Source organism: Halorussus pelagicus (assembly GCF_004087835.1).
Classification (GTDB): Archaea; Halobacteriota; Halobacteria; order Halobacteriales; family Haladaptataceae; genus Halorussus; species Halorussus pelagicus.
The window spans coordinates 2,767,541-2,786,945 of the sequence record NZ_CP035119.1 but is presented as its reverse complement, the minus strand read 5'-3'; the positions used below and the strand labels follow the sequence as shown (position 1 = coordinate 2,786,945).

The window sequence follows — 19,405 nt, the reverse complement described above, 5'->3', positions numbered from 1 at the left end:
CATATGGCAGTATCCGAGGAGGACCTCACCGACGCGGAGCGCGCGGGACTCGAACTCGTCCGAGAGTCCGGCGGCATCCACCAGAGCGACTTCTGGAAGCAACTCGACGTGGACTCTCGGAAGGGAAGCCGCATCGTCGAATCGCTGTACGAGAAGGGTTTCGTCCAGCGCGAGGAGACCGTCTACGAGGGCCACAACACCTACCTCATCACGCCCGCGGCCCGCGATTTGGATTTCTCGCTTCTCATGGCGGGCGACATGCTCTCGCCGTTCATCGGCGAGGAAGAGGTGGACGCCGAGAGCGACGCCTTCTCGCAGTGGATCATGAACCTCGCGTACAGCGAGTAGTCACTCCGACTGCGATTCGGTCTCCGACTCCGTTTCTCCCGACTCTCCCGACTTCTCCAAGTCCGTCTCCAGCGCGGGCAGTCGCCGCACCACCAGCGCGGGCGTCACCGACTGGGACGCGACCTGCTCAGACACTTCACCGAAGACCAGTTCCCGGACCGAGGGTTTGCTCTCGCCCATCACTACGAGGTCGCGCTCCCCGGCCGCCGCCGCGAGCGTCTTTATCGGCGTCTCGGAGACGACCGTCTCCCGGCCGACGCGCTCGGGTGCGACGCCTGCCTCGGCCAGCGCCTCGGCCGCCGCGTCCACGAGTCGCTGTCCCGCATCTCGGTCGGTCTCGTCGTCGGGGACCGTGACGTTGTAGAGGGTGACGCTGGCGTCGGTCGCGTCCAGAATGCTGGCGACCAGCGAGACGATTCGCTCGACGTTTATCTCGCTCCGGAGCGGGACCAGTATCTCCTCGACTTTCGTCGCCGGATTGTTCAGGAGAACGGCGTCACAGCCCTCCTCGACCGCGACGCGCTCGAAGGTCTGCTCGGGTTCGTGGGTGAAGACGATGCGCGTCTCGACGGTGCCGCCCATCTCCTCGAACGTCGCCGCGAGATCAGCGAGTTCCGTCGCCATCCGCTCTTCGAACTGCATCCGGGCCTGCCCCGGCGGGGTCTGTTCAGGCACAGCGTGGTAGCCGACCAACTCGACCGCCACGGTCGAGAGTGCTTCAACGAGCGCGGGCGCGAGGCTCTCGCCGTCGAGAACCGCGAGCGGGACCAGCACCATGGGTCGGTCGGGGACTGTGGCTCTCATAGCGCACCTCGCAACTGCACGTCGTCGGCGTACAGACGATACCATACGGCCGCCCCGATCATGATACTGACGCCGACGACCTGCGAGAGCGGTTGCATGAACGCGACCAGTCCGAAGCTGGCGAGCGCGCCGAGTATCGGGACGGCGGGGTAGCCCGGCACGGTAAACGACGGGTCGTACCACTCCGGCCGCGAGCGCCGCAAGCGGACGAGCGCGACGCACGTCAGCCCGTACATCACGAGGTGGAGAAACGACGCGACTTCCGCCAGCACCGCGACCCGGCCCAAGGCGACGAGGAGAAGAACCGGCCCGCCAGCCAGCACGAGCGCGACGTGGGGCGTGCCCCACCGGAGATTGATTTCGCTCGCGCGCCGCGGGACGAGCGCGTCCCGACTCAGCGCGTAGAGCGCCCGCGACGAACTCAAGATGGAGGCGTTCGCACTCGACAAGGTGGCCAGCAGCCCCGCGAGTAGGATGGCGATGGCTCCCGCATTCCCGAGCAAATCGCGCGCTACGGCGACGATTGCGGTCTCGCCGAGCGTGGCGAGTCGGGCGCTCCCGAGCGCGCTCGTCGCCACGAAGATGGTCACGACGTAGAGGGTGCCGACTGCCACCACCGACCCGACCATCGCCAGCGGGAGATTTCGAGACGGCGATTTTATCTCGCCCGCGACTGTCGCCACCTGCGCGAAGCCGAGATACGAGGTGAACACCAGCGCGGCGGTCGTCAGCACGGGAAACGAGCCGTAGGGCAGGAACTGTTCGGGGGCCGACTCGCTCCCGAACACCCCCACGGCGTCGAGGACGCCGAAGCCCAGAAAGACGAGGAGAACGACCACGAGCAGGCCGACCACGGCGTTCTGGACCTTCGCTGCGTTCTCCGTCCCGGTCAGGCTAATGGCGGTCAGCAGGACGCCGAACAGGAGTGCCAGCGGCGTCACCGGACCGACGCCGCCTACGGAGACACCGACCTCGGTCAGCGCGGCCACCGCGTACTGGCCGAAGCCGACGAGGTAGAACGCCGACGCGAAAACCAGTCCTAACCAGAGGCTCAAACCGACGACCGCGCCGAACGCCGCGCCCATCCCCCGCGAGACGAAGTAGTACCCCCCGCCGCTCCGAGGCATCGCGGTCGCCAACTCGGAGGTTGGCAGGGCGACCAGCAGCGCGATGACGGCCCCGATAGCAAAGGAGAGCGCCGCGGCGGGTCCGGCCTCGCCCGCCGCGAGACCGGGGAAGACGAAGATGCCCGCGCCCACCATCGTCCCGACGCCGATGGAGATGCCCCCACCGAGACCGATGGTGCGCTCCAACTCGACGCCGTCCTCGTGGACGGTGACCTCGTCGGTGGTTTCGCCCTCGTCGGGATGGAGGCCTTCTTCCGCCGTCGGCGCGGGTTCCGGGGCCGGTTCCGCGGGGTCGCTCATGGGAGATAGACAACGGGGAGTAACAAATGATTGTGGTCGGTACGGCCTGAAGTAGTGTGAGCCGTGCTCGCCAGCTTCATTACGGTGAGACGACAGTTTGGGACTCGATTCTGCGTCTCTATTCCGGAACCTAATTAAATAGCTATTACATTTCTGGCGCACATGGGAACGGTACAGGAAGCCGCGCGGGACCTCGTGGAGTTGGAAGCGTTGAAGTTGAGCCTAAAATCCCGGCGTAGCGAGTGCATCGGTGCAATTAAGGGTGTTAGAAGTGCGGACGAGACGGTCTACTTTCTGAACGCCGACCAGACGAAACACCTCCGCATCTTCGAGGCACAGTGGGAAGTCTACGCCTATGTAAACACGATACACGCTCTGTGGGAGTTCGCCAAGACCTGCGAACCGTTTCTTCCGAAATCCCAGTTCGCTCCGGTCAACACCGTGCCCGAACTCCTCGCAGTCCGAAACTGTATGCAACACAATGGCCCGGTTCAGATCAACTACGAGAAGAACCGAAACGACATCGTCGTTCCAGTCGAGCGACTGAAAAAACGAGGAGATTGGGGCGGCAGACATACGCCCTTCGAGAGATACTTTCCGAACTGGTCGAAGGGTGACTTAGTACATCTCCGTACTTTCATCGAAGCCAGTAATATTGCGTACAACTCGATAGTAGATAAAATCGAAGACGAATACAAAGAGACGCACTCGGCGAACCAACTCGAAGAGGCCGCGAACGACCTCTCCCTCTACGAGTAACGACTACTGCTCTTCGTTTGGGTCCGGCATCGAGACGCCTTCGACACCGTCCATCGTCTCGTCATAGAACTCCAATTCGACTTCGACACCGTCTTTCTCCGGGTTGATGATGCCTCTTTGTGAGGCAGTATCGGAGTTCGTATCGGTCATGCCAATCTCGACTACTACGTAGCGAGACAAAAATTTAGTGGAGACGGTCGCTACTCCTCCAACGCACTTCCAACCCGAATAATCTCCTCTTCACCGAACGCCGGGCCGATGAACTGAATCCCGACCGGGCCGCCGTCCACCTCGCCCGCGGGCACCGAAATCGCGGGCAGGTCCGCCAGATTCACCGGGACCGTGTTGGCGTCCGCGAGGTACATCTGGAGCGGGTCGTCCAGACTGTCGCCGACCTCGAACGGCGGGGTCGGCATGGTCGGACTAGCCAGCACGTCCACCGACTCGAAGGCCTCGTCGAAGTCCTGCTTGACCCACGCGCGGGCGTCTTGGGCCTGCTTGTAGTATTTGTCGTGGTAGCCCGCCGAGAGGGCGTACGTTCCCAGCAGGATGCGGCGCTTGACCTCCTCGCCGAAGGCCTCGCGCGACTTGCTGAAGGTCTCGTTCCAGTTGCCGTCGAAACCGCCGGAGTTGCCGTAGCGCACGCCGTCGAAGCGCGCGAGGTTCGAGGAGGCTTCCGACATGGCGATGACGTAGTAGGCCTCCACGGCGTGTTCGACCGAGGGGAGCGAGACCTCTTCGACGGTCGCGCCCCGCTCGCGGAGGTCGTCAAGCGTTTCCTCGAAGCGTTCGCGGACGCCCTCGTCGGCACCCTCCACGAGTTCCGTGGGGACGCCGATGGTCGTGCCCTCCACGTCGCCCGTCGCGGCGCTGGCGTAGTCCGACTCTTCGCCTTCCTCGCGGGTGGTGGCGTCGTGGTCGTCCGGGCCGCTGATTACGTCGAGCAGTGCGGCGGCCTCCTCGACGGTCGGTGCGAGCGGACCGATCTGTTCGAGGCTGTTGGCGTAGGCGACGAGTCCGTAGCGCGAGACCAACCCGTAGGTGGGCTTGATGCCGACGACACCGCAGAACGCCGCGGGGTTGCGGACCGACCCGCCGGTGTCGCTCCCGAGCGCGAGGTCCGCTTCTTCGGCGGCGACCGCCGCCGCGCTTCCGCCCGACGACCCGCCGGGGACGCGTCCGGGTGCCGCGGGGTTCTCGGTCGGGCCGAACGCCGACGTTTCGGTGGTCGAACCCATGCCGAACTCGTCCATATTGGCCTTGCCGACGATGGTCGCGCCCGCGTCTTTCAGGCGCTCGACCACGGTGGCGTCGTAGGGCGGCACGTAGTCGTCCAGCATCTCCGACCCGCAGGTCGTTCGCACGCCCTCAGTGCTGATGTTGTCCTTGACCGCGACGGTGCTGTCAGCGAGGGGACCGTCGGCCGCGCCCTCGATGGTCTCCTCGGTAATGAATACGTTGTAATCTGCGCTCATGATTGGATGGTCTGGATGTTGGTCGCTCGGTCGTCGGAAGTTACGAGACGTTCGGTCCCTTGAAGTAGCCGTCCTCGGTCTCGGCCGCGTTGGCCAGCGCCTCCTCCTGCGTGAGGGAGTCGCGCACCTCGTCTTCGCGCATGACGTTCACGAGGTCGGCGTCGCGTTCGACTTCGGGCACCTCCTCCAGCGTCTCGAAGTAGTCGAGGATGTCCGCGAACTGGTCGGTGAACCGCTCGACCTCCTCGTCGTCGAGACCGACGCGCGCGAGGTCGGCGACGTGACGGACCTCCTCGGGACCGGGAGACGTGTCGCTCATACACGTCAAGTCCCGCGGGCCAGCGGTAAGGGTTTCGATACCGACCCCTCGAAGGTAGTATTAAAGGGTGCCGAATCAGGGGGTCGATAAGAGAACCGGAGACGCGGCTTTAGAGGGCGGATAGCCGCAGTGACGGGTTAAATCCCTGAATCGGAGAAAACGCGCGTCGCCACAGTATTTAAGTAGGAATGGTCCTAACTAGGGCACGTCTTCTGACCCCGTTATCTACGGTCCGACCCGCGGTGACTGCCTCACCTACTGATAGCTCTCCCCTTCAAACTCCACTATGACTGAAACACGCACCCGAACCCACACCGACGAGCGAACCACCGACGAGACCGAGCGCGAGGAACACCACTGTCCCGAATGCGGCGGGAACCTCGTCTCCGACGAGGAGCGCGGCGAGACGGTCTGTGGCGAGTGCGGTCTCGTCGTTGACGAGGACCAGATCGACCCCGGACCGGAGTGGCGCGCGTTCGACGCCAGCGAGAAAGACCAGAAGTCCCGCGTCGGCGCGCCGACGACGAACACGATGCACGACAAGGGTCTCTCGACCAACATCGGGTGGCAGGACAAGGACGCCTACGGCAACTCGCTGGGGTCGCGCCAGCGCGAGAAGATGCAGCGACTTCGCAAGTGGAACGAGCGATTCCGCACGCGCGACTCGAAGGAGCGCAACCTCAAGCAGGCGCTCGGCGAAATCGACCGCATGGCCTCCGCGCTCGGCCTGCCGGACAACGTCCGGGAGACCGCCTCGGTCATCTACCGGCGCGCGCTCGACGAGGACCTGCTTCCCGGCCGCTCCATCGAGGGCGTCGCCACTAGCGCGCTCTACGCCGCCGCCCGGCAGGCGGGCACGCCGCGCAGTCTCGACGAAATCAGCGGCGTCTCCCGCGTCGAGAAGGACGAAATCGCCCGCACCTACCGCTACGTCGTCCGGGAACTCAGCCTCGAAATCCAGCCTGCAGACCCCAAAAGCTACGTCCCGCGGTTCGTCTCGGACCTCGGCGTCAGCGACGAGGTGGAGCGCCGCGCCCGCGACCTGCTCGACACTGCGACCGAGAAGGGCATCCACAGCGGCAAGTCGCCGGTCGGTCTCGCCGCGGCCGCCGTCTACGCCGCCGCACTGCTCAGCAACGAGAAGGTGACCCAGAGCGAGGTCAGCGATGTCTCGGACATCAGCGAGGTCACCATCCGAAACCGCTACCACGAACTGCTCGAAGCGAAAGACGACGCCATCGCGCCCTGAGATTATGTTTTTGCCGCGCGAGTCGCCGTGAGGAGCGTCGTCGCTAACCGTAACTCCCAACCCCCGGTATTTCGTTGCCTCGGGCATGGAGACGACCCGCCATTTCACCGCGACCGTCTACGTCGTCAACGACGGCGCGGTCGCCCTGCACTACCACGACCGACTCGGTAAGTGGGTCGCGCCCGGCGGCCACCTCGACCGCGACGAACTCCCCCGCGAGGCGGCCCGCCGCGAGGTCCGCGAAGAGACCGGACTCGACGTGAGCCTACTCGAACCCGAGACCGATCTCGACGCCGAGGCGGGGCGCGAACTCCCGCCCGCAGAACACGTCTTGTTGTTCGACGTGGACGTTCACCCGAACGGCGAGGTCAGCCACCAACATCTCGACCACGTCTACTTCGGCGAAGTCGAGGGTCGCGCCATCAACCCCGCAGGCGACGACGAGGCGGCCGCCGACGAGTGGGAGTGGTTCACCCGCGAGCAACTTCGGGCGTTCTCGCAACTGGAGACCGAGGTCGAGCAGTTGAGCATCGAAGCCATCGAGGAAATCGAACGTCGCTCCGCGTAGCGCCGCCCGGAAATGTCACTCCTCTAAGTAAGAAAGTTAATTACCGCGCGTTTTGAACGGTTCGCTTACATGAGTGTCGGCGAGGTCGGCGTCGAAGACACCGCGAGCGACTACCCCGCGGCCATCGAGACCGAACTGCAGACGGGCGAGCAGGTCCGGCGCTCGTGGACCGCCTCGAACGTCCGGTGGGCCAACCAGTGGCAGACGCTCCCTAACGCGCCGACTCAGTTCGCCGCGACCGACCGGCGAGTCATCTTCACGACCGGCGAGGGGACCACCTCCATCGGCTACAACCACATTCGGGCGGTCGAGACCGACCCCGCGGGCGAGGGGTTGGACCTCTCGGCGGCGTTTCTCGCGTGCGGCGGTCTCTGCCTGCTGGTCGGCGTCGTCGTCGCCACACGAGACCTGCTGAACGGAGTCGGACTCGTCGCGCTGTCGGTCATGCTGCTCGTCGGGAGCAACGCGGTCGGGGTCGGGTCCCCACAGGCGACCGTCACCGTCGTCATCGACAACGAGCGCCAGCGCCTCTCGTTTTCGGCCGACGAGTCGGTCGGGTCGGACCTCGCGGCGCTGGTCGCGGACTAACGCTCGACTACGAACTCGACGTACTGTGAGACGTGGTCGTCCATTCGGCGTTTGAACCCGGCCTGTCGAGCGAGTCGGTCCACCTCGCGGGCGACCAGACTGCCGTACTGGACCGCCTTCTTCTCGCGGAACGCCACCGCGTCGGGGACGAACTCGCGGGCCGCCAGTCGGAGCGCCTTCTTGCGCTCGCCGCGGCCGTCAACCAGCAATTCGCCCGGAAGCGCAAGCGCGGCCCGAATCACTCGGTCGTCCAACAGCGGCGCGACCGGTTCGACGCCCGCCGCGCGGAGCGCCAGCACGTCTCGTTCCAGTTGGTCCGGGAGCGACCCGATTACCTCGCGGGCCGCGCCACGAACCGTCTCGGCCTCGACGCGGGGGTCCTCGGGCGCTCGGGCGACCTTCGCGTACCCGCCGAACAGTTCGTCCGCGCCCTGTCCGACCGCAAGTCGTTCGAAACCGTCCGCGGCCGCCTGCTCCGCGGCGAGATACAGCGGCAGCGCGATTTGCACGTCCATCGCGTTCGTCCGCCCGGTCGCGCGGGCCACCTCGGGCACCGCGCGCTCTACGTCCGCCGGAGATAGCTCCACGACCCGTAACTCCTCCTCGCGGCCCATCAGGCGGGCCGCGCGCCGCGCCGCCTCGATGTCGTGACTCTCCGGAAAGCCGACGACGTACAGCGGCGCGTCGAAGGCGCTGGCGACCACCGCCGAATCGACGCCGCCGGAGAACGCCACCGCGAGGTCGTCCGGCGCGACTGCGCCGAGACTCTCGCGGAGCGCGGACTCCACGTTCAGAATCGCCTCTCGGGAGTCTGCCGCTGTCGGTGGGTCCGGAAGCGAGAAAACCGGCTCCGTGTCTCCGCTCTCGGGGTCGAAAATTCGGCCCGCGGGGAGCGGTTCGGGGTCGTCGAGGTCGCCGGGCGCGAACGACCAGTCTCTCTCGCCAAGAAAAATCGGCTGGCGGCCGAGCACGTCGCGGACGAGGCGGCCGTCGGGGAGTCGCCCGGCGAACCCCCGCGAGTCGAACAGCGGTTCTCCGTCGGCGACGGCCCGCGCCGCGCGCTCGGCCGACGCGCCGCGCATCTTGGCGTCCGGCTCGGAGTCCGTCCGGTCGGTCATCAGAAGAATTCGCCGAGTCGGTTCTTCACTCGGCGCTTGGCTCCGCCCGCGGCCTGTCGAAAGCTGACGTGCCACGGGGTTCGCTTGCCCTCGACGCTCGTCCGACCGTCAGCGATTGCGTCGAGGATGGCCTTGACGCTCCGCTCGTCGGTGTCGATTCGCGTCACCGCCTGCCCGACCATCTCGCTGATGTGGGCGTCGCTTCCCGCGGTCTGGGGCAAATCGTGGCGCTCGGCGAAGCGCCGCGCCTTCCGGTTTCCGCGGCCGGTCAGCAGTCGGGAGTTGTACACCTCGATGGCGTCGGCCTCGGCGAGTTCGGTCTCGCCGATGTTGGCCATCACGCCGCTCCGGGATTTCTGGAACGGGTGGGGAACGACGGCGACGCCGCCCTGCTGGCGGATTCGGTCGAGCGTCTCGGAGAACGACAGGCCCGCGGGAACTCGCTCGGAGACGCCGAGCGCGAGGACGTGTCCCGCGGCGGAACTGACCTCCATCCCCGGAATCCCGACCAGTCCGTACTCGCTGGCCTTCTCGGCGGCGTCAAGGCTGGCCGCGATTTCGTCGTGGTCGGTGACCGCCAGCGCGTCCAGACCGACCGCGGCGGCCTGCTCCAGCATGAGGTCAACCGGGTCGCGGCCGTCGTACGACAGCGACGAGTGGGCGTGAAGCTCGACCGATAGCACGGGCGGGGGTTCGAAGGCGGACCCCAAAAGCGCCTCGGTACGGCGTCGTTCGCGGTCGCTGGCGAACGGTTCGCGGCGGTTTCGCACGCGCCTCGATTTTTCGACGCGAGACTAAATGCCAAAACGCGGTAGTAGCGTGCTTCTCCGAGCGGTTTCCGAAGGGAGCAGTTTCCTCGCCGCGAGAGAATTCTGTATATCGATATAGAATTTATGAGTCGAGTGCGGGACGCGAGAACGTGACAAAATACGACATATTTCCATCACTTCCGAGCGCACCCTGCCGAAATCGGGAACGAGCGACAGCGCGGAGCGGTCCCGCGACGACGCTCGTCCCGTCAACTCCTACTCGCCGCGACGCCACCCGCTCAGTATCCACGTACCTGCACATGGAAAGGCATTAATCCGCCCTGTCTGTACAGACAGGTGAATGACTCTCTCCGAGCAAGACCGCGAACTCGTCGCCGCCGAACTCGGCCGGGACCCCACGCCCGCCGAGGCGGTGCTGTTCGAGAACCTTTGGAGCGAACACTGCGCGTATCGGTCGTCTCGACCGCTCCTGTCGGCCTTCGAGTCGGAGGGCGAGCAGGTCGTCGTCGGGCCGGGCGACGACGCCGCAGTCGTGGCAGTCGCGGATGGAACGTACATCACGATGGGTATCGAGAGCCACAACCACCCCTCGTTCGTGGACCCCTACGACGGCGCGGCCACGGGCGTCGGCGGCATCGTCCGGGACACGCTCTCGATGGGTGCCTACCCTATCGCGCTGGCCGACTCGCTGTACTTTGGCGATTTCGACCGCGAACACTCCCGCTACCTGCTGGAAGGCGTCGTGGAAGGTATCTCGGACTACGGTAACTCTATCGGCGTCCCCACGGTGGCCGGAAGCACGGCGTTCCACGACGACTACGAGGGCAACCCCCTCGTCAACGTGGCCTGCGTGGGCCTGCTGGACGACGACCGACTCGTCACGGCGGACGCGAAGGAACCCGGAAACAAACTCGTGCTGGTCGGGAACGCGACCGGGCGCGACGGACTCGGTGGCGCGAGTTTCGCCAGCGAGGACCTCTCGGAGGACGCCGAGACGGAGGACCGGCCCGCGGTACAGGTCGGCGACCCCTACACCGAGAAGTTGCTTATCGAGGCCAACGAGACCCTGCTAGACCGCGATTTGGTCGAGGCGGCCCGCGACCTCGGCGCGGCCGGACTCGGCGGGGCCTCCTCGGAGATGGTCGCCAAGGGCGGTCTCGGCGCGGAGATTCGCTTGGAGGACGTTCACCAGCGCGAACCCGAAATGAACGCGCTCGAAATCCTGCTCGCGGAGTCTCAAGAACGGATGTGCTACGAGGTCGAGCCGGAGAACGTCGATGCGGTCCGCGAAGTCGCCGAAAAGTACGATTTGGGCTGTTCGGTCATCGGCGACGTAACCGAGGGCAACTACGTCTGTACTTTCGAGGGCGAGACAGTGGTAGACGCCGACGCCGAGTTCTTGGGCGACGGCGCGCCGATGAACGATCTCGATTCGACCGAACCGACCCAACCGGAGCGCGACCTGCCGGACGCCGACCTCCGCGAGGCCTTCGAGTCGGTCGTCGGCCACCCCAACACCGCGAGCAAGCGGTGGGTCTACCGCCAGTACGACCACGAGGTGCAGGTCCGGACCGCGACCGGGCCGGGCGACGACGCCGCGGTCTTGGCCCTGCGCGAGGCAGAAAAAGGTCTCGCCATCTCGTCGGGCGCGGACCCCAACTGGACTGACGCCGCGCCCTACGAAGGAGCGCGCGCCGTGGCGCTCGAAAACGCGACGAACCTCGCCGCAAAGGGTGCGACCCCGCTGGCCGCGGTGGACTGTCTGAACGGTGGCAACCCCGAGAAACCCGACGTGTACGGCGGATTCAAAGGCATCGTGGACGGTCTCGCCGACATGTGCGCGGAGTTGGACGCGCCGGTCGTCGGCGGGAACGTCTCGCTCTACAACGATTCTCCCTCGGGACCGATTCCGCCGACGCCGACGCTGGCGATGACGGGGACCAAGGAAGGGTACGACGCCTCGCCCGCCGCGCTGTCCGGAGACGCGAGCGAGGCGACGCTCCTCGCAGTCGGCGACTCGGGAGGCGACCGACTCGGTGGTTCGCAGTTCCTCGCCGAGATGGGCGGGAGCGACCGCTTCCCCGCGCTCCCGGAGAACCCCCGAGAGGTCGTAGAGACGCTGGCGGACGTGGCCGACCGCGAGGCGACCGTGGCGGTTCACGACGTGAGCCACGGCGGTCTCGCCGTCGCGCTCGCCGAGATGGTCACCGACGAGGCTGGCGCGACGGTCGAACTCGACTCGGTCGAAGCCCTCTTCGCCGAGACGCCGGGCCGTGCCGTCGTCGCCACGACCGACCCCGAGGCGGTCCGCGAGGCGTTCGCGGGCGTCGCACCGGTCGCGGAACTCGGTGAGGCTGACGAGTCGGGCGCGCTCGACCTGACCGTCGAGGGCGAGTCGCTGTGCTACGACGCCGACGACATCGCGGCGCTCCGAAACGTGCTGGCCCGCGAATTGGACTGACGGGAGCGCGGACCCTCGCTTTTCGTGCTGGAGACGCGATTTAGCGCAGATGTTCTTCGCCTTGGCAGAAATAAATCATATGCCGCGATACTGACGCGACCCTCCCGTTCGTCGAGAACGGAGCAGCGTCTTCGAATACGGACGTTTCTAGTCGAGAACCAACGGACAGCCCTTCGAAGAACGCGCGGTGAGGTCGCACTTAGGCCGCCAGAAGCGGGAGCGCGAACGCGACGGCGAGACCGACCGCGAGGACGGCGAAGCCGATGCCGACCTGCGACATCGAGAACTCCTGCATCGGCGAGGTGACTCGGTCAAGGCCCTCTACGTCGTGGCCGTGGTCTGCGTGGTCGTCCATACGAGTGGGTTTCCCGTCCGGATACTTAAACGCAACCAAACCTAAGCCGCCGGAAACCGTTCGTGAAGCGGAGACTAACTCGGGGGAGTTCGGCGTTCGGCGAGACGGACGCTGACCCGATATCACGAAATCGTTTCGTGACGATTGATTTTGGCTCCCGGCGCGACGCCCGCGGTCGCGGTGCTGTGTGGGGTGGTCTGCGTTGCTCGCGCCTGAAGCTACGTCAAGTCGGCTCGTCATCCTCTCGACCGGTTGTCCGCAGAAACGAGAGTTCGAAAACCCGAGCGACGGTCACTCCGCGTCGAAGTGGACCGTCTCGCCGACGACCGGAATCATCTCCGTCGCGCCCATATCGAGGAAGTTCTGCGCGTCCGCTTGCACCTGCTGGCCCTGTTCGGACGCGAAGGCCTCGTCCATCGCTTCTGAGTCCTCGAACCAGAGCTGTGCCACGTAGTCGTAGTCCACATGCTCGGGATTGGCTGGCAGCGAGGAGGTGTATCGCTGGAGATTCGGCAGATCGTTCACCAGCGGCGCGTGTTCGTCGTGCATGTAGTCGATGCACTCGTCGTGACCGATGTCGTCGCCCCGCACCGCCAGAATCACCATCTTGCAGGTCATGTTGCATCGGTTCGGGGCGTGCGGTGGTGAAACTTGGGGATTCGGCAGTGGAAGTGGTAGTAAAACGCGGTCGGGCGAGGCGTGTCGGTAGCGAGAGTCGATTAGAAGCTAGCTACTGGCGACGCCACTCGGACCGTAACAGCACGGCACCGAGCCGTACGCGCCGGGAAAAATGTCTACTCGAACGCGACGATTCGGAACCTCCTGTCGCGCGAAACGAGGTCGTTCGAGTTCGACTACCTGTCGCAGTCGAAACCGTGAAACCCCGAACAGACCAACGTTCACACAACCAAATGACTCTCAGCAAGCGCATCATCCCGTGTATCGACGTGGACTTGGACGACGACGGGAACCCCGCGGTCTACACCGGCGTCAACTTCGAGGACTTAGAGTACACCGGCGACCCGGTGGAGATGGCCCGCGCGTACAACGAATCGGGGGCCGACGAGTTCGTCTTCCTCGACATCACCGCGAGCGCCGACGGGCGCGAGACCATGCTCGGCGTCGTCGAGGACGTGGCCGACGAGATATTCATCCCGCTCACGGTCGGCGGCGGCATCCGGACGAAAGCCGACATCAAAGAGACCCTGCGCGCCGGGGCCGACAAGGTCTCTATCAACTCCGGCGCGATAGCGAACCCCGACCTCATCACCGAGGGCGCGGACGCCTTCGGAAGCCAGTGTATCGTCATCTCCGTGGACGCAAAACGCCGCTACGACGAGCAGGGCGAACACTACGTCGAAGTGGACGGCGAGTCCTGTTGGTTCGAGTGTACCGTCAAGGGTGGCCGCGAGGGAACCGGTCTCGACGTGGTCGAGTGGGCCGCGGAGGCCGAATCACGCGGCGCTGGCGAACTGTTCGTCAACTCCATCGACGCCGACGGAACGAAGGACGGCTACGACATTCCCCTGACCAAGGCGGTCTGTGACGCCGTGGACACGCCAGTCATCGCCTCCTCGGGCTGTGGCGGTCCCGAAGACATGCACGAGGTCTTCACCGAGGCTGGCGCCGACGCCGGACTCGCGGCCTCCATCTTCCACTTCGGCGAATATTCGATTCGAGAGGTCAAGGAGTACCTCGACGAGCGCGACGTGCCGGTCCGGCTCTGAGCGCTCGCTCGCGGGCGGCGCGAAGAAAAACGAGAGCTGTCGGAAGACGTGGGTGCTATCGCTCGGGTACCGCGAGCGCGCCGGTCTCGTTGCCTGTGTCGTCTCCGGTCGCGGCGTCTTCGGTCGTCGTCTCGCCGCCAGTTCCGCCGCCGATGATGCCGATTCCCGCCGAGGCGTTCTCGATGCTGACGCGGTTGGCCTCGATGGTGTCGAGGACCGCGCTCCCGACGGTCATGTTCTCGATTTCGACGGTCGGTTCGCCCTCGATGGGCGAACCGTCAACGACGCCGCCCGGCGAGAACGACGTGCGGACGTTGTTCACTTCCGCACTGGCGAGGCGACCGGTCTCGACGAACAGCGTCTGGATGCCGGTCTCGGAAAGCGTCGCGTTCTCTATCGTCGCGTTCTCGCTCTCAGCGGGCGTCTCGCCGCCGAACAGTTGCTCGGCGACGGTGGCGTTCCGAATCGTGACGTTCCGGAGCGTCACGTTCTCGAAGGAGGCGTTCACCACGGTCAGGTTCGACGCGGTGGCGGTGCCAAGCAACTGGCTACCGTTGGACCCCCGGTCGAGTTCCGTCTCGTTCAGCACGGCCTGCTGGACCGAGACGTTCGTCATCGTGAGATTCCCTATCGTCAGATTCTGGTACTGGTAGCTCTCGTTGTCCGCTTGGTCTTGGACCGCGACGCCGTTCGCCGTCGGTGCGGTACCCTCCGCCGCGGCGTCGTGCGCGTTCGGCGTCGCCGCGAGCGCGGAGGACGCCCCGGCGAGCAGTACGAGCGTGGCAACGACTACTGCGCGTGTTCTCATGCGGAGGAACGTTTCCCGACTGCGCCAATAAACGGTCCCGACTGTTTCGGGGTTCCGTGCCGGATTACGCCGATTAAGTCCGGCTTATTCGCCGTCCGAGCGCGACTGGCGGCGTTCTCTCGGAAGGGGCGCTCGCCGAAGGATGAACGGCGCGAACGGGGTGAACGACGAGAAAGAAGCTAGACTGCGCTCTCGTAGGCGTCGCGGAACGCCGCGGTCTTGTCCTTGATGTCGCCCGTGGCGTCCTCCAGCGCGTCGAGGGGTTCGGTGCCGTCCTCGGTCTTGATGGTCAGGATGGGTTCGGTCTGTCCGCCGGACTGCTCGGGGTTCATGTCGTACGTCGCGGCCGCGACGCCCTCGTGTTCGAGGAGGGTGCCTTTCAGCACGTTCATGAAGGTGTGGTCCTCCCCGGCGATTTCGATGGAGATTTCGTCGTCGGCCTTCTCGGCAACCCGTAGTTCCATACCTCTCAGTTCTGGCTTTGTGCGTTTCAACATTACGGAACCACGCGTTCGCACCGAGTCGCTACCCCGACGCGAATCCAGCCACCCATTTATATCCTGTTGGCCGAAAACACGCCGTATGGTTCAGTTGCCCCCGTGGTTGCCCGCACCGACGCAGGTAGCGATTCCGGCCGTCGTCCTGCTGTCGCTCGCGCTGGTCCGGCACCTCGATGCCCCGGCGGGCGAGTGGGGGCGGAAACTCCGCTCGCGGTTCCTGCTGGGGGTTCCGTGGGGCACCGTCGTCTCCGTGCTGGGCGTGCTGGCGGTGTATCTCGTCGTCCAGCAGGGCGCGGGCAACTGGCGCAACCCCGTGACCCTCCCGTTCTCGTCGTGGTCGTATCTCTACCCCGAGGGGTGGCTCCTCGCGCCCTTCTCTCACACCGGGCCGGGGCATCTCGTCGGCAACCTCACCACGACGCTCGCCGTCGCGCCCCTCGCGGAGTATTTTTTCGGCCACTTCCCGTCGAAGCGCGGCGAGAACCCCTTCTTCTCGCGGACGACCAACCCGTGGGTTCGCGCGTTCGTCATCTTCCCGGCGGGCGTCGCGCTGGTCGGACTGGCGACGAGCATCTTCGCGTGGGGTCCAATCATCGGCTTCTCGGGCGTCGCGTTCGCGTTCGTCGGGTTCGCGCTGGTTCGCTACCCCCTGCTGACAGTCGTCGCGGTGTCGGCGCAGGGAGCCATCCGGACCGCCTATCAGGCCATGCGCGACCCCGTCGTCGTCGGGTCGGCCTCTCGGAGTTTCGGCAATCCGTGGTGGTACGGCACCGCCGTGCAGGGCCACACGCTCGGCCTTCTACTCGGCATCCTGCTCGGCGTGGCGGTTCTCTATCGGCGACGCGAGCGCGTCGGCGCGCTCCGACTCTGGACCAGCGCGGTCGTCCTCGGCATGTCGATGACCCTTTGGGCAGTCTGGTGGTACCGCGGCGAGAGCAGTTACGTCCTCTATCGCGGGTGGGGCGTGGTCCTCGTCGTCGCGCTCGCGGTGCTGACGACCGTGGCGGCGACGGCCGACCGCGGACCCCTCTTTGACAACGCCTCTCGCCAGCAGGTCGGCCTGCTCGCGCTGTTGCTCCCACTGGCGGTCATGGTCGGTGTCGCGGTCCCGGTCAACTTCACCACGGTCGGGGACGCCAGCATCCCCGGCGACGGCCCGGCGATAGAGGTCCGGGGCTACGACGTGACCTACGCCGAGGGCGTCCAGAATCAGAAGGTCTCGGCCATCGACGTGTCGATGTTCGGCGAGACGACCGACGTGACGACCAGCGGCGTCGTCGTCGTCAACGACGACCGCGAGATATGGTCCCAAGCGGTATCGAAGGGTCGCCTCGGGTTCGCTGGCCGGACGAGCGTCCGGGTCGGCGGCGTCGGGTGGGCCGAGGACGTGCGCGTCGAGCGCCGGGGCTGGTCGGCGGCCAACGGGCCGAAGGCGTATCAGGTGTGGCTCCGCGGCCCGGACGACGAGGAGTGGACCCACACTTTCGCCTCCGAACCGGCGACTGTGGGAGCGACGCTCGCCAACCACTCGGTCGAAGTCGTCCCGGCGAACGGGACGTTCTACCTCCGACTGGCCAGCGGGAACGTCACGGTCGGGACCGCGGCGATTCCCGAGCGCAACGAGTCGGTGACGCTCGGACCGGTCCGGTTCGAGCGCGAGAACCGAAAGCTGCTCGCGGCCGTGAACGGGACCCGCGTGCAAGTCGCGGCCCGCGAGACGTATCGGTGACCGCTACGGACTCGCCTCAGACGACGCCCCAGAGCGTGACGACTGCCCCGAAAAAGACCAGCGCGAATCCGGCGGAACTGTACTCCATGACGGCGAGACCGAGCAGCGACGTTTGTAGGCCCGCACCGAGTAGTCGCACTCTGCTTACGAGACGTTCGTCCATGCTCGCCGACACGAATGCCGGGAAGAAAACGTTGCGCTACGCCCACCGAATCCGGAAGACTTCGGCGTCGATGGATTCGGTCTCGCTGGTCTGGTGGCCGAACTGCCGGGAGAGCGCCAAATCGGCCCGGAAGGCGTGGGTCACCTCGCCGCCCTCGTCGTCGGCGAACGCCTCGACGAACTCCTTGCTCCCGGCGTTGTGAATCGAGTAGGAGACCGCCGCGATGTCGCTCGCGGTCGCCAGAAACGCGCGGTCGGCGTGTTCGTTGCCCGACTGCGCGCCGAACGGCGGGTTCATCAGGACCGTGACCGACGAGCGGTCGGCGAGTGCGTCGGCGGGCGCATCTGGCGACGCGCCCGCGGCGCAGAGCGGCGCGCGAGTCGCATCCCCGAGAAGCCACTCGACTGCGGTCGCAGATGCGGAGTCGGTCGCGGACGCGGGCACGTCCGCGTCCGCGACCCGGCGCTCGTTCTCGCGGGCCTGCGCGAGCGCCGCGGGGTCGCGGTCCAGCGCGAGGACGCGCGCGGGACCTCGGTAGGCCGCCCCGAGCGCGAGCATCCCGGTTCCGGTCCCTAAATCGAGGACCGTCCGCCCGGCGAGGTCGCCCTGTACGCCCGCGAGGTGGACGAGATGAGCCGCGAGGTCCGCGGGGGTCGGATACTGCTCCAAGTCGAGTCGCGGGTCTGAGAAGCCTTCGACCCGCGAGAGACGGCGCTCCAGCGCGGCCTTGTCCATGAAAGGGAGAAATCGCCCAGAGAAGGAGAACGTTCGGATTCGACTCTCAGTCGAGTGTGATGGGACCCTCGATGTCGAGGGTGACACCCTCGCGGTGGGCGCGCTCAGCGACGGCGGCCAGCGCGGGCCGGACCTTCGACTCGTCGCCCACGCTGTCGAACTCGACGGTCACGGTACTCGCGCCGAGGAAAGCGGCGGCACGGACGTACTCGCGCACGCGGTCGGCCTCCTCCTGCGTGGCGAACGAGCAGTCCTCCCCGAAGCAGGCGTCAACCACGACGCGGGCGGCCACGAGGTCGTCGGCGTCGAGTTCGCGCTTGAGTTCTCGGAGGTCGTCGCGCGCGGTCGAGATGGCGTCGGCGTCGAGACTGACAGGGGTCGCGTCTTCGACGCGACAGCATTCGATGGCGGTTCGGACATCCGCGGAGCGTGTGGCACTCATCGTTACCAACACATACCCATTACTCATACAAAAAGGTTAGGTAATGCACTATAGTAATATTTTGGGCGTATATCGCAGCCGCAGTCGCCGCCCAGAATCCCGTCAAAACCTTAATAATTAAATTTAATATATGACGTTTGAACATCCGACTATGCACTCATCAGCGGAACAGGACGCAACAACATCGAATCGCGTCGGTCGGCGAACGGTGCTCCGAGCGGCGGCCGGAACCGTCGCGCTCGGAGCCGTTGTGGGGTCGGCCTCGGCGTTCGGGGGCGACGACGGAAACATCACCGGAGCCGAGGACTTCCCGCGCGCGACGACCCGCGGGCACTTCGACATCCACTGGTGGCACGGCGACCAGTTGACCGACGGCCACACCGCGCGAAACTACAGCACAGTCGGAGACATTCCCGGCTACGGGTCCGCGAACCCCGACGAAATTCTCGTCTCGGTTCACGGCTGGCGAGTCGCCGCCGCCGACGCTCCGGACCACTTCGCCACCGTGAAACAGTCGCTCCGGAACAACGGCTACGACCACCCCGTTATCGGGTTCAGCTACGACTCGGACACCAGCACGGACAACTGGTGGCCCACCACCGACATCGCCGAGCGCAACGGCAAGAAACTGGCCAACTTCCTGACCGACTATCGCGCAGAGACCGGCGCGCGAGTCCGCCTCGTCGGCCACTCGATGGGCGGCCGGGTCGTGCCCGCGACGCTCCGAGCGCTCAACAATCTCGGCAAATCTGACTTCGTGGAGTCGGCGACGCTTCTCGGCGCGGCGACGGACAACGACGCGGTGGCCGTCGGCGGCGAGTACGGCGACGACATCGCGGCCGCCGCCAAGTCGGTGGACAACTACTGGAAGTCCGACGACGACGTATTGAACTGGGCCTACTCGGCGGGCGAGTTCGACTCGGCGGTCGGCGAGGAGGGCTGTGAGGGCACGCCGCCCGCGAACTACACCGACCACAACGTCGATTACGTGTCCGACCACTTCTCGTACCACGAACACGGCAACGGCTGTATGGCCGAGGTCGTCTCGAACTTCTGAGAA

23 protein-coding genes are annotated in these 19,405 nt (G+C 65.9%); 9 read left to right on the top strand and 14 right to left on the bottom strand.

The window, feature by feature from the left end; translation table 11 throughout:
* Nucleotides 1-3 precede the first annotated feature (3 nt).
* Nucleotides 4-348, top strand: a complete 345-nt coding sequence (locus tag EP007_RS14070) for a helix-turn-helix transcriptional regulator (RefSeq protein ID WP_128478254.1) — start codon at nt 4-6, stop codon at nt 346-348.
* On the opposite strand, the gene EP007_RS14065 is transcribed toward EP007_RS14070, so the two are convergent.
* Together EP007_RS14065 and EP007_RS14060 are read right to left on the bottom strand one after the other, a co-directional pair.
* Entirely contained in the window at nt 349-1,152 is an 804-nt protein-coding gene (locus EP007_RS14065) for a universal stress protein (protein ID WP_128478253.1), read from the bottom strand.
* On the bottom strand, nt 1,149-2,579 hold the full coding sequence (locus EP007_RS14060) for an APC family permease (RefSeq protein WP_128478252.1): 1,431 nt from the start codon (nt 2,577-2,579) through the stop codon (nt 1,149-1,151). The genes EP007_RS14065 and EP007_RS14060 overlap by 4 nt, the downstream gene beginning before the upstream one ends.
* A gap of 162 nt (nt 2,580-2,741) precedes the next feature.
* On the opposite strand from EP007_RS14060, the gene EP007_RS14055 reads away from it, so the two are divergent.
* Complete coding sequence (locus EP007_RS14055; RefSeq protein ID WP_128478251.1) at nt 2,742-3,338, top strand: hypothetical protein; 597 nt, start codon at nt 2,742-2,744, stop codon at nt 3,336-3,338.
* A 3-nt stretch (nt 3,339-3,341) separates the two neighbouring features.
* Here the strand turns inward: EP007_RS14055 and EP007_RS17600 are convergent, their stop codons facing one another.
* Genes EP007_RS17600 through gatC form a run of 3 tightly spaced genes read right to left on the bottom strand, consistent with a single transcriptional unit; the run spans nt 3,342 to nt 5,132 of the window.
* Complete coding sequence (locus tag EP007_RS17600) at nt 3,342-3,488, bottom strand: hypothetical protein (RefSeq protein ID WP_166035610.1); 147 nt, start codon at nt 3,486-3,488, stop codon at nt 3,342-3,344.
* Between the two features lie 50 nt (nt 3,489-3,538).
* The gene (gene gatA, locus EP007_RS14050) at nt 3,539-4,813 is read right to left on the bottom strand and encodes an Asp-tRNA(Asn)/Glu-tRNA(Gln) amidotransferase subunit GatA (RefSeq protein ID WP_128478250.1); all 1,275 of its coding nucleotides are present in this window, start codon (nt 4,811-4,813) and stop codon (nt 3,539-3,541) included.
* A 40-nt stretch (nt 4,814-4,853) separates the two neighbouring features.
* Nucleotides 4,854-5,132, bottom strand: coding sequence for an Asp-tRNA(Asn)/Glu-tRNA(Gln) amidotransferase subunit GatC (gene gatC / locus EP007_RS14045; RefSeq protein WP_128478249.1), 279 nt, complete (start codon nt 5,130-5,132; stop codon nt 4,854-4,856).
* Nucleotides 5,133-5,418: 286 nt separating this feature from the next.
* Between gatC and EP007_RS14040 the strand changes: the two genes are divergently transcribed.
* The 3 genes from EP007_RS14040 (at nt 5,419) to EP007_RS14030 (ending at nt 7,537) form a co-directional block, all read left to right on the top strand.
* Entirely contained in the window at nt 5,419-6,381 is a 963-nt protein-coding gene (locus EP007_RS14040; RefSeq protein ID WP_128478248.1) for a transcription initiation factor IIB, read from the top strand.
* Between the two features lie 85 nt (nt 6,382-6,466).
* A complete protein-coding gene (locus tag EP007_RS14035; protein WP_128478247.1) occupies nt 6,467-6,949 on the top strand; it encodes an NUDIX hydrolase in 483 nt (160 codons plus the stop codon).
* 69 nt (nt 6,950-7,018) lie between these two features.
* Nucleotides 7,019-7,537: a hypothetical protein gene (locus EP007_RS14030; protein ID WP_128478246.1), complete on the top strand. Its 519-nt coding sequence runs from the start codon at nt 7,019-7,021 to the stop codon at nt 7,535-7,537.
* Here the strand turns inward: EP007_RS14030 and EP007_RS14025 are convergent.
* Together EP007_RS14025 and EP007_RS14020 are read right to left on the bottom strand one after the other, a co-directional pair.
* Nucleotides 7,534-8,619, bottom strand: coding sequence for an asparagine synthase C-terminal domain-containing protein (locus EP007_RS14025; protein ID WP_128478613.1), 1,086 nt, complete (start codon nt 8,617-8,619; stop codon nt 7,534-7,536). The genes EP007_RS14030 and EP007_RS14025 overlap by 4 nt on opposite strands.
* A gap of 35 nt (nt 8,620-8,654) precedes the next feature.
* A complete protein-coding gene (locus EP007_RS14020) occupies nt 8,655-9,338 on the bottom strand; it encodes a PHP domain-containing protein (protein WP_128478612.1) in 684 nt (227 codons plus the stop codon).
* Between the two features lie 427 nt (nt 9,339-9,765).
* On the opposite strand from EP007_RS14020, the gene purL reads away from it, so the two are divergent.
* Nucleotides 9,766-11,886, top strand: coding sequence for a phosphoribosylformylglycinamidine synthase subunit PurL (gene purL / locus EP007_RS14015; RefSeq protein ID WP_128478245.1), 2,121 nt, complete (start codon nt 9,766-9,768; stop codon nt 11,884-11,886).
* A 199-nt stretch (nt 11,887-12,085) separates the two neighbouring features.
* Here purL and EP007_RS17595 read toward each other — a convergent pair whose 3' ends face one another.
* Nucleotides 12,086-12,241: a DUF7550 family protein gene (locus EP007_RS17595; protein ID WP_166035608.1), complete on the bottom strand. Its 156-nt coding sequence runs from the start codon at nt 12,239-12,241 to the stop codon at nt 12,086-12,088.
* A 291-nt stretch (nt 12,242-12,532) separates the two neighbouring features.
* On the bottom strand, nt 12,533-12,859 hold the full coding sequence (locus EP007_RS14010; RefSeq protein WP_128478244.1) for an EthD family reductase: 327 nt from the start codon (nt 12,857-12,859) through the stop codon (nt 12,533-12,535).
* 293 nt (nt 12,860-13,152) lie between these two features.
* On the opposite strand from EP007_RS14010, the gene hisF reads away from it, so the two are divergent.
* Nucleotides 13,153-13,968: an imidazole glycerol phosphate synthase subunit HisF gene (hisF, locus tag EP007_RS14005; RefSeq protein WP_128478243.1), complete on the top strand. Its 816-nt coding sequence runs from the start codon at nt 13,153-13,155 to the stop codon at nt 13,966-13,968.
* Between the two features lie 55 nt (nt 13,969-14,023).
* On the opposite strand, the gene EP007_RS14000 is transcribed toward hisF, so the two are convergent.
* Together EP007_RS14000 and EP007_RS13995 are read right to left on the bottom strand one after the other, a co-directional pair.
* The gene (locus tag EP007_RS14000) at nt 14,024-14,776 is read right to left on the bottom strand and encodes a hypothetical protein (protein ID WP_128478242.1); all 753 of its coding nucleotides are present in this window, start codon (nt 14,774-14,776) and stop codon (nt 14,024-14,026) included.
* A 179-nt stretch (nt 14,777-14,955) separates the two neighbouring features.
* Entirely contained in the window at nt 14,956-15,240 is a 285-nt protein-coding gene (locus EP007_RS13995) for a DNA-directed RNA polymerase subunit L (protein WP_128478241.1), read from the bottom strand.
* Between the two features lie 118 nt (nt 15,241-15,358).
* Between EP007_RS13995 and EP007_RS13990 the strand changes: the two genes are divergently transcribed.
* Nucleotides 15,359-17,005: a rhomboid-like intramembrane serine protease gene (locus EP007_RS13990; RefSeq protein WP_128478240.1), complete on the top strand. Its 1,647-nt coding sequence runs from the start codon at nt 15,359-15,361 to the stop codon at nt 17,003-17,005.
* Between the two features lie 16 nt (nt 17,006-17,021).
* Here EP007_RS13990 and EP007_RS17590 read toward each other — a convergent pair whose 3' ends face one another.
* The 3 genes from EP007_RS17590 to EP007_RS13980 are packed head-to-tail and all read right to left on the bottom strand — an operon-like array spanning nt 17,022 to nt 18,345.
* Nucleotides 17,022-17,168 (bottom strand): hypothetical protein, encoded by a 147-nt coding sequence (locus EP007_RS17590; RefSeq protein WP_166035606.1) that lies wholly within the window; start codon nt 17,166-17,168, stop codon nt 17,022-17,024.
* Between the two features lie 36 nt (nt 17,169-17,204).
* The gene (locus EP007_RS13985; RefSeq protein WP_128478239.1) at nt 17,205-17,903 is read right to left on the bottom strand and encodes an METTL5 family protein; all 699 of its coding nucleotides are present in this window, start codon (nt 17,901-17,903) and stop codon (nt 17,205-17,207) included.
* Nucleotides 17,904-17,949: 46 nt separating this feature from the next.
* Nucleotides 17,950-18,345 (bottom strand): hypothetical protein, encoded by a 396-nt coding sequence (locus tag EP007_RS13980; protein ID WP_128478238.1) that lies wholly within the window; start codon nt 18,343-18,345, stop codon nt 17,950-17,952.
* 151 nt (nt 18,346-18,496) lie between these two features.
* Between EP007_RS13980 and EP007_RS13975 the strand changes: the two genes are divergently transcribed.
* Nucleotides 18,497-19,402, top strand: coding sequence for an esterase/lipase family protein (locus tag EP007_RS13975; RefSeq protein WP_128478237.1), 906 nt, complete (start codon nt 18,497-18,499; stop codon nt 19,400-19,402).
* Nucleotides 19,403-19,405 lie beyond the last annotated feature (3 nt).

What these genes read in the sequence shown, in the direction of transcription:
- EP007_RS14070 (WP_128478254.1), top strand. Translation starts at nt 4, where the DNA reads ATGGCAGTATCCGAGGAGGACCTCACCGACGCGGAGCGCGCGGGACTC.
- EP007_RS14065 (WP_128478253.1), bottom strand. Translation starts at nt 1,152, where the DNA reads ATGAGAGCCACAGTCCCCGACCGACCCATGGTGCTGGTCCCGCTCGCG.
- EP007_RS14060 (WP_128478252.1), bottom strand. Translation starts at nt 2,579, where the DNA reads ATGAGCGACCCCGCGGAACCGGCCCCGGAACCCGCGCCGACGGCGGAA.
- EP007_RS14055 (WP_128478251.1), top strand. Translation starts at nt 2,742, where the DNA reads ATGGGAACGGTACAGGAAGCCGCGCGGGACCTCGTGGAGTTGGAAGCG.
- EP007_RS17600 (WP_166035610.1), bottom strand. Translation starts at nt 3,488, where the DNA reads ATGACCGATACGAACTCCGATACTGCCTCACAAAGAGGCATCATCAAC.
- gatA (WP_128478250.1), bottom strand. Translation starts at nt 4,813, where the DNA reads ATGAGCGCAGATTACAACGTATTCATTACCGAGGAGACCATCGAGGGC.
- gatC (WP_128478249.1), bottom strand. Translation starts at nt 5,132, where the DNA reads ATGAGCGACACGTCTCCCGGTCCCGAGGAGGTCCGTCACGTCGCCGAC.
- EP007_RS14040 (WP_128478248.1), top strand. Translation starts at nt 5,419, where the DNA reads ATGACTGAAACACGCACCCGAACCCACACCGACGAGCGAACCACCGAC.
- EP007_RS14035 (WP_128478247.1), top strand. Translation starts at nt 6,467, where the DNA reads ATGGAGACGACCCGCCATTTCACCGCGACCGTCTACGTCGTCAACGAC.
- EP007_RS14030 (WP_128478246.1), top strand. Translation starts at nt 7,019, where the DNA reads ATGAGTGTCGGCGAGGTCGGCGTCGAAGACACCGCGAGCGACTACCCC.
- EP007_RS14025 (WP_128478613.1), bottom strand. Translation starts at nt 8,619, where the DNA reads ATGCGCGGCGCGTCGGCCGAGCGCGCGGCGCGGGCCGTCGCCGACGGA.
- purL (WP_128478245.1), top strand. Translation starts at nt 9,766, where the DNA reads ATGACTCTCTCCGAGCAAGACCGCGAACTCGTCGCCGCCGAACTCGGC.
- EP007_RS17595 (WP_166035608.1), bottom strand. Translation starts at nt 12,241, where the DNA reads ATGGACGACCACGCAGACCACGGCCACGACGTAGAGGGCCTTGACCGA.
- EP007_RS14010 (WP_128478244.1), bottom strand. Translation starts at nt 12,859, where the DNA reads ATGACCTGCAAGATGGTGATTCTGGCGGTGCGGGGCGACGACATCGGT.
- hisF (WP_128478243.1), top strand. Translation starts at nt 13,153, where the DNA reads ATGACTCTCAGCAAGCGCATCATCCCGTGTATCGACGTGGACTTGGAC.
- EP007_RS14000 (WP_128478242.1), bottom strand. Translation starts at nt 14,776, where the DNA reads ATGAGAACACGCGCAGTAGTCGTTGCCACGCTCGTACTGCTCGCCGGG.
- EP007_RS13995 (WP_128478241.1), bottom strand. Translation starts at nt 15,240, where the DNA reads ATGGAACTACGGGTTGCCGAGAAGGCCGACGACGAAATCTCCATCGAA.
- EP007_RS13990 (WP_128478240.1), top strand. Translation starts at nt 15,359, where the DNA reads ATGGTTCAGTTGCCCCCGTGGTTGCCCGCACCGACGCAGGTAGCGATT.
- EP007_RS17590 (WP_166035606.1), bottom strand. Translation starts at nt 17,168, where the DNA reads ATGGACGAACGTCTCGTAAGCAGAGTGCGACTACTCGGTGCGGGCCTA.
- EP007_RS13985 (WP_128478239.1), bottom strand. Translation starts at nt 17,903, where the DNA reads ATGGACAAGGCCGCGCTGGAGCGCCGTCTCTCGCGGGTCGAAGGCTTC.
- EP007_RS13980 (WP_128478238.1), bottom strand. Translation starts at nt 18,345, where the DNA reads ATGAGTGCCACACGCTCCGCGGATGTCCGAACCGCCATCGAATGCTGT.
- EP007_RS13975 (WP_128478237.1), top strand. Translation starts at nt 18,497, where the DNA reads ATGCACTCATCAGCGGAACAGGACGCAACAACATCGAATCGCGTCGGT.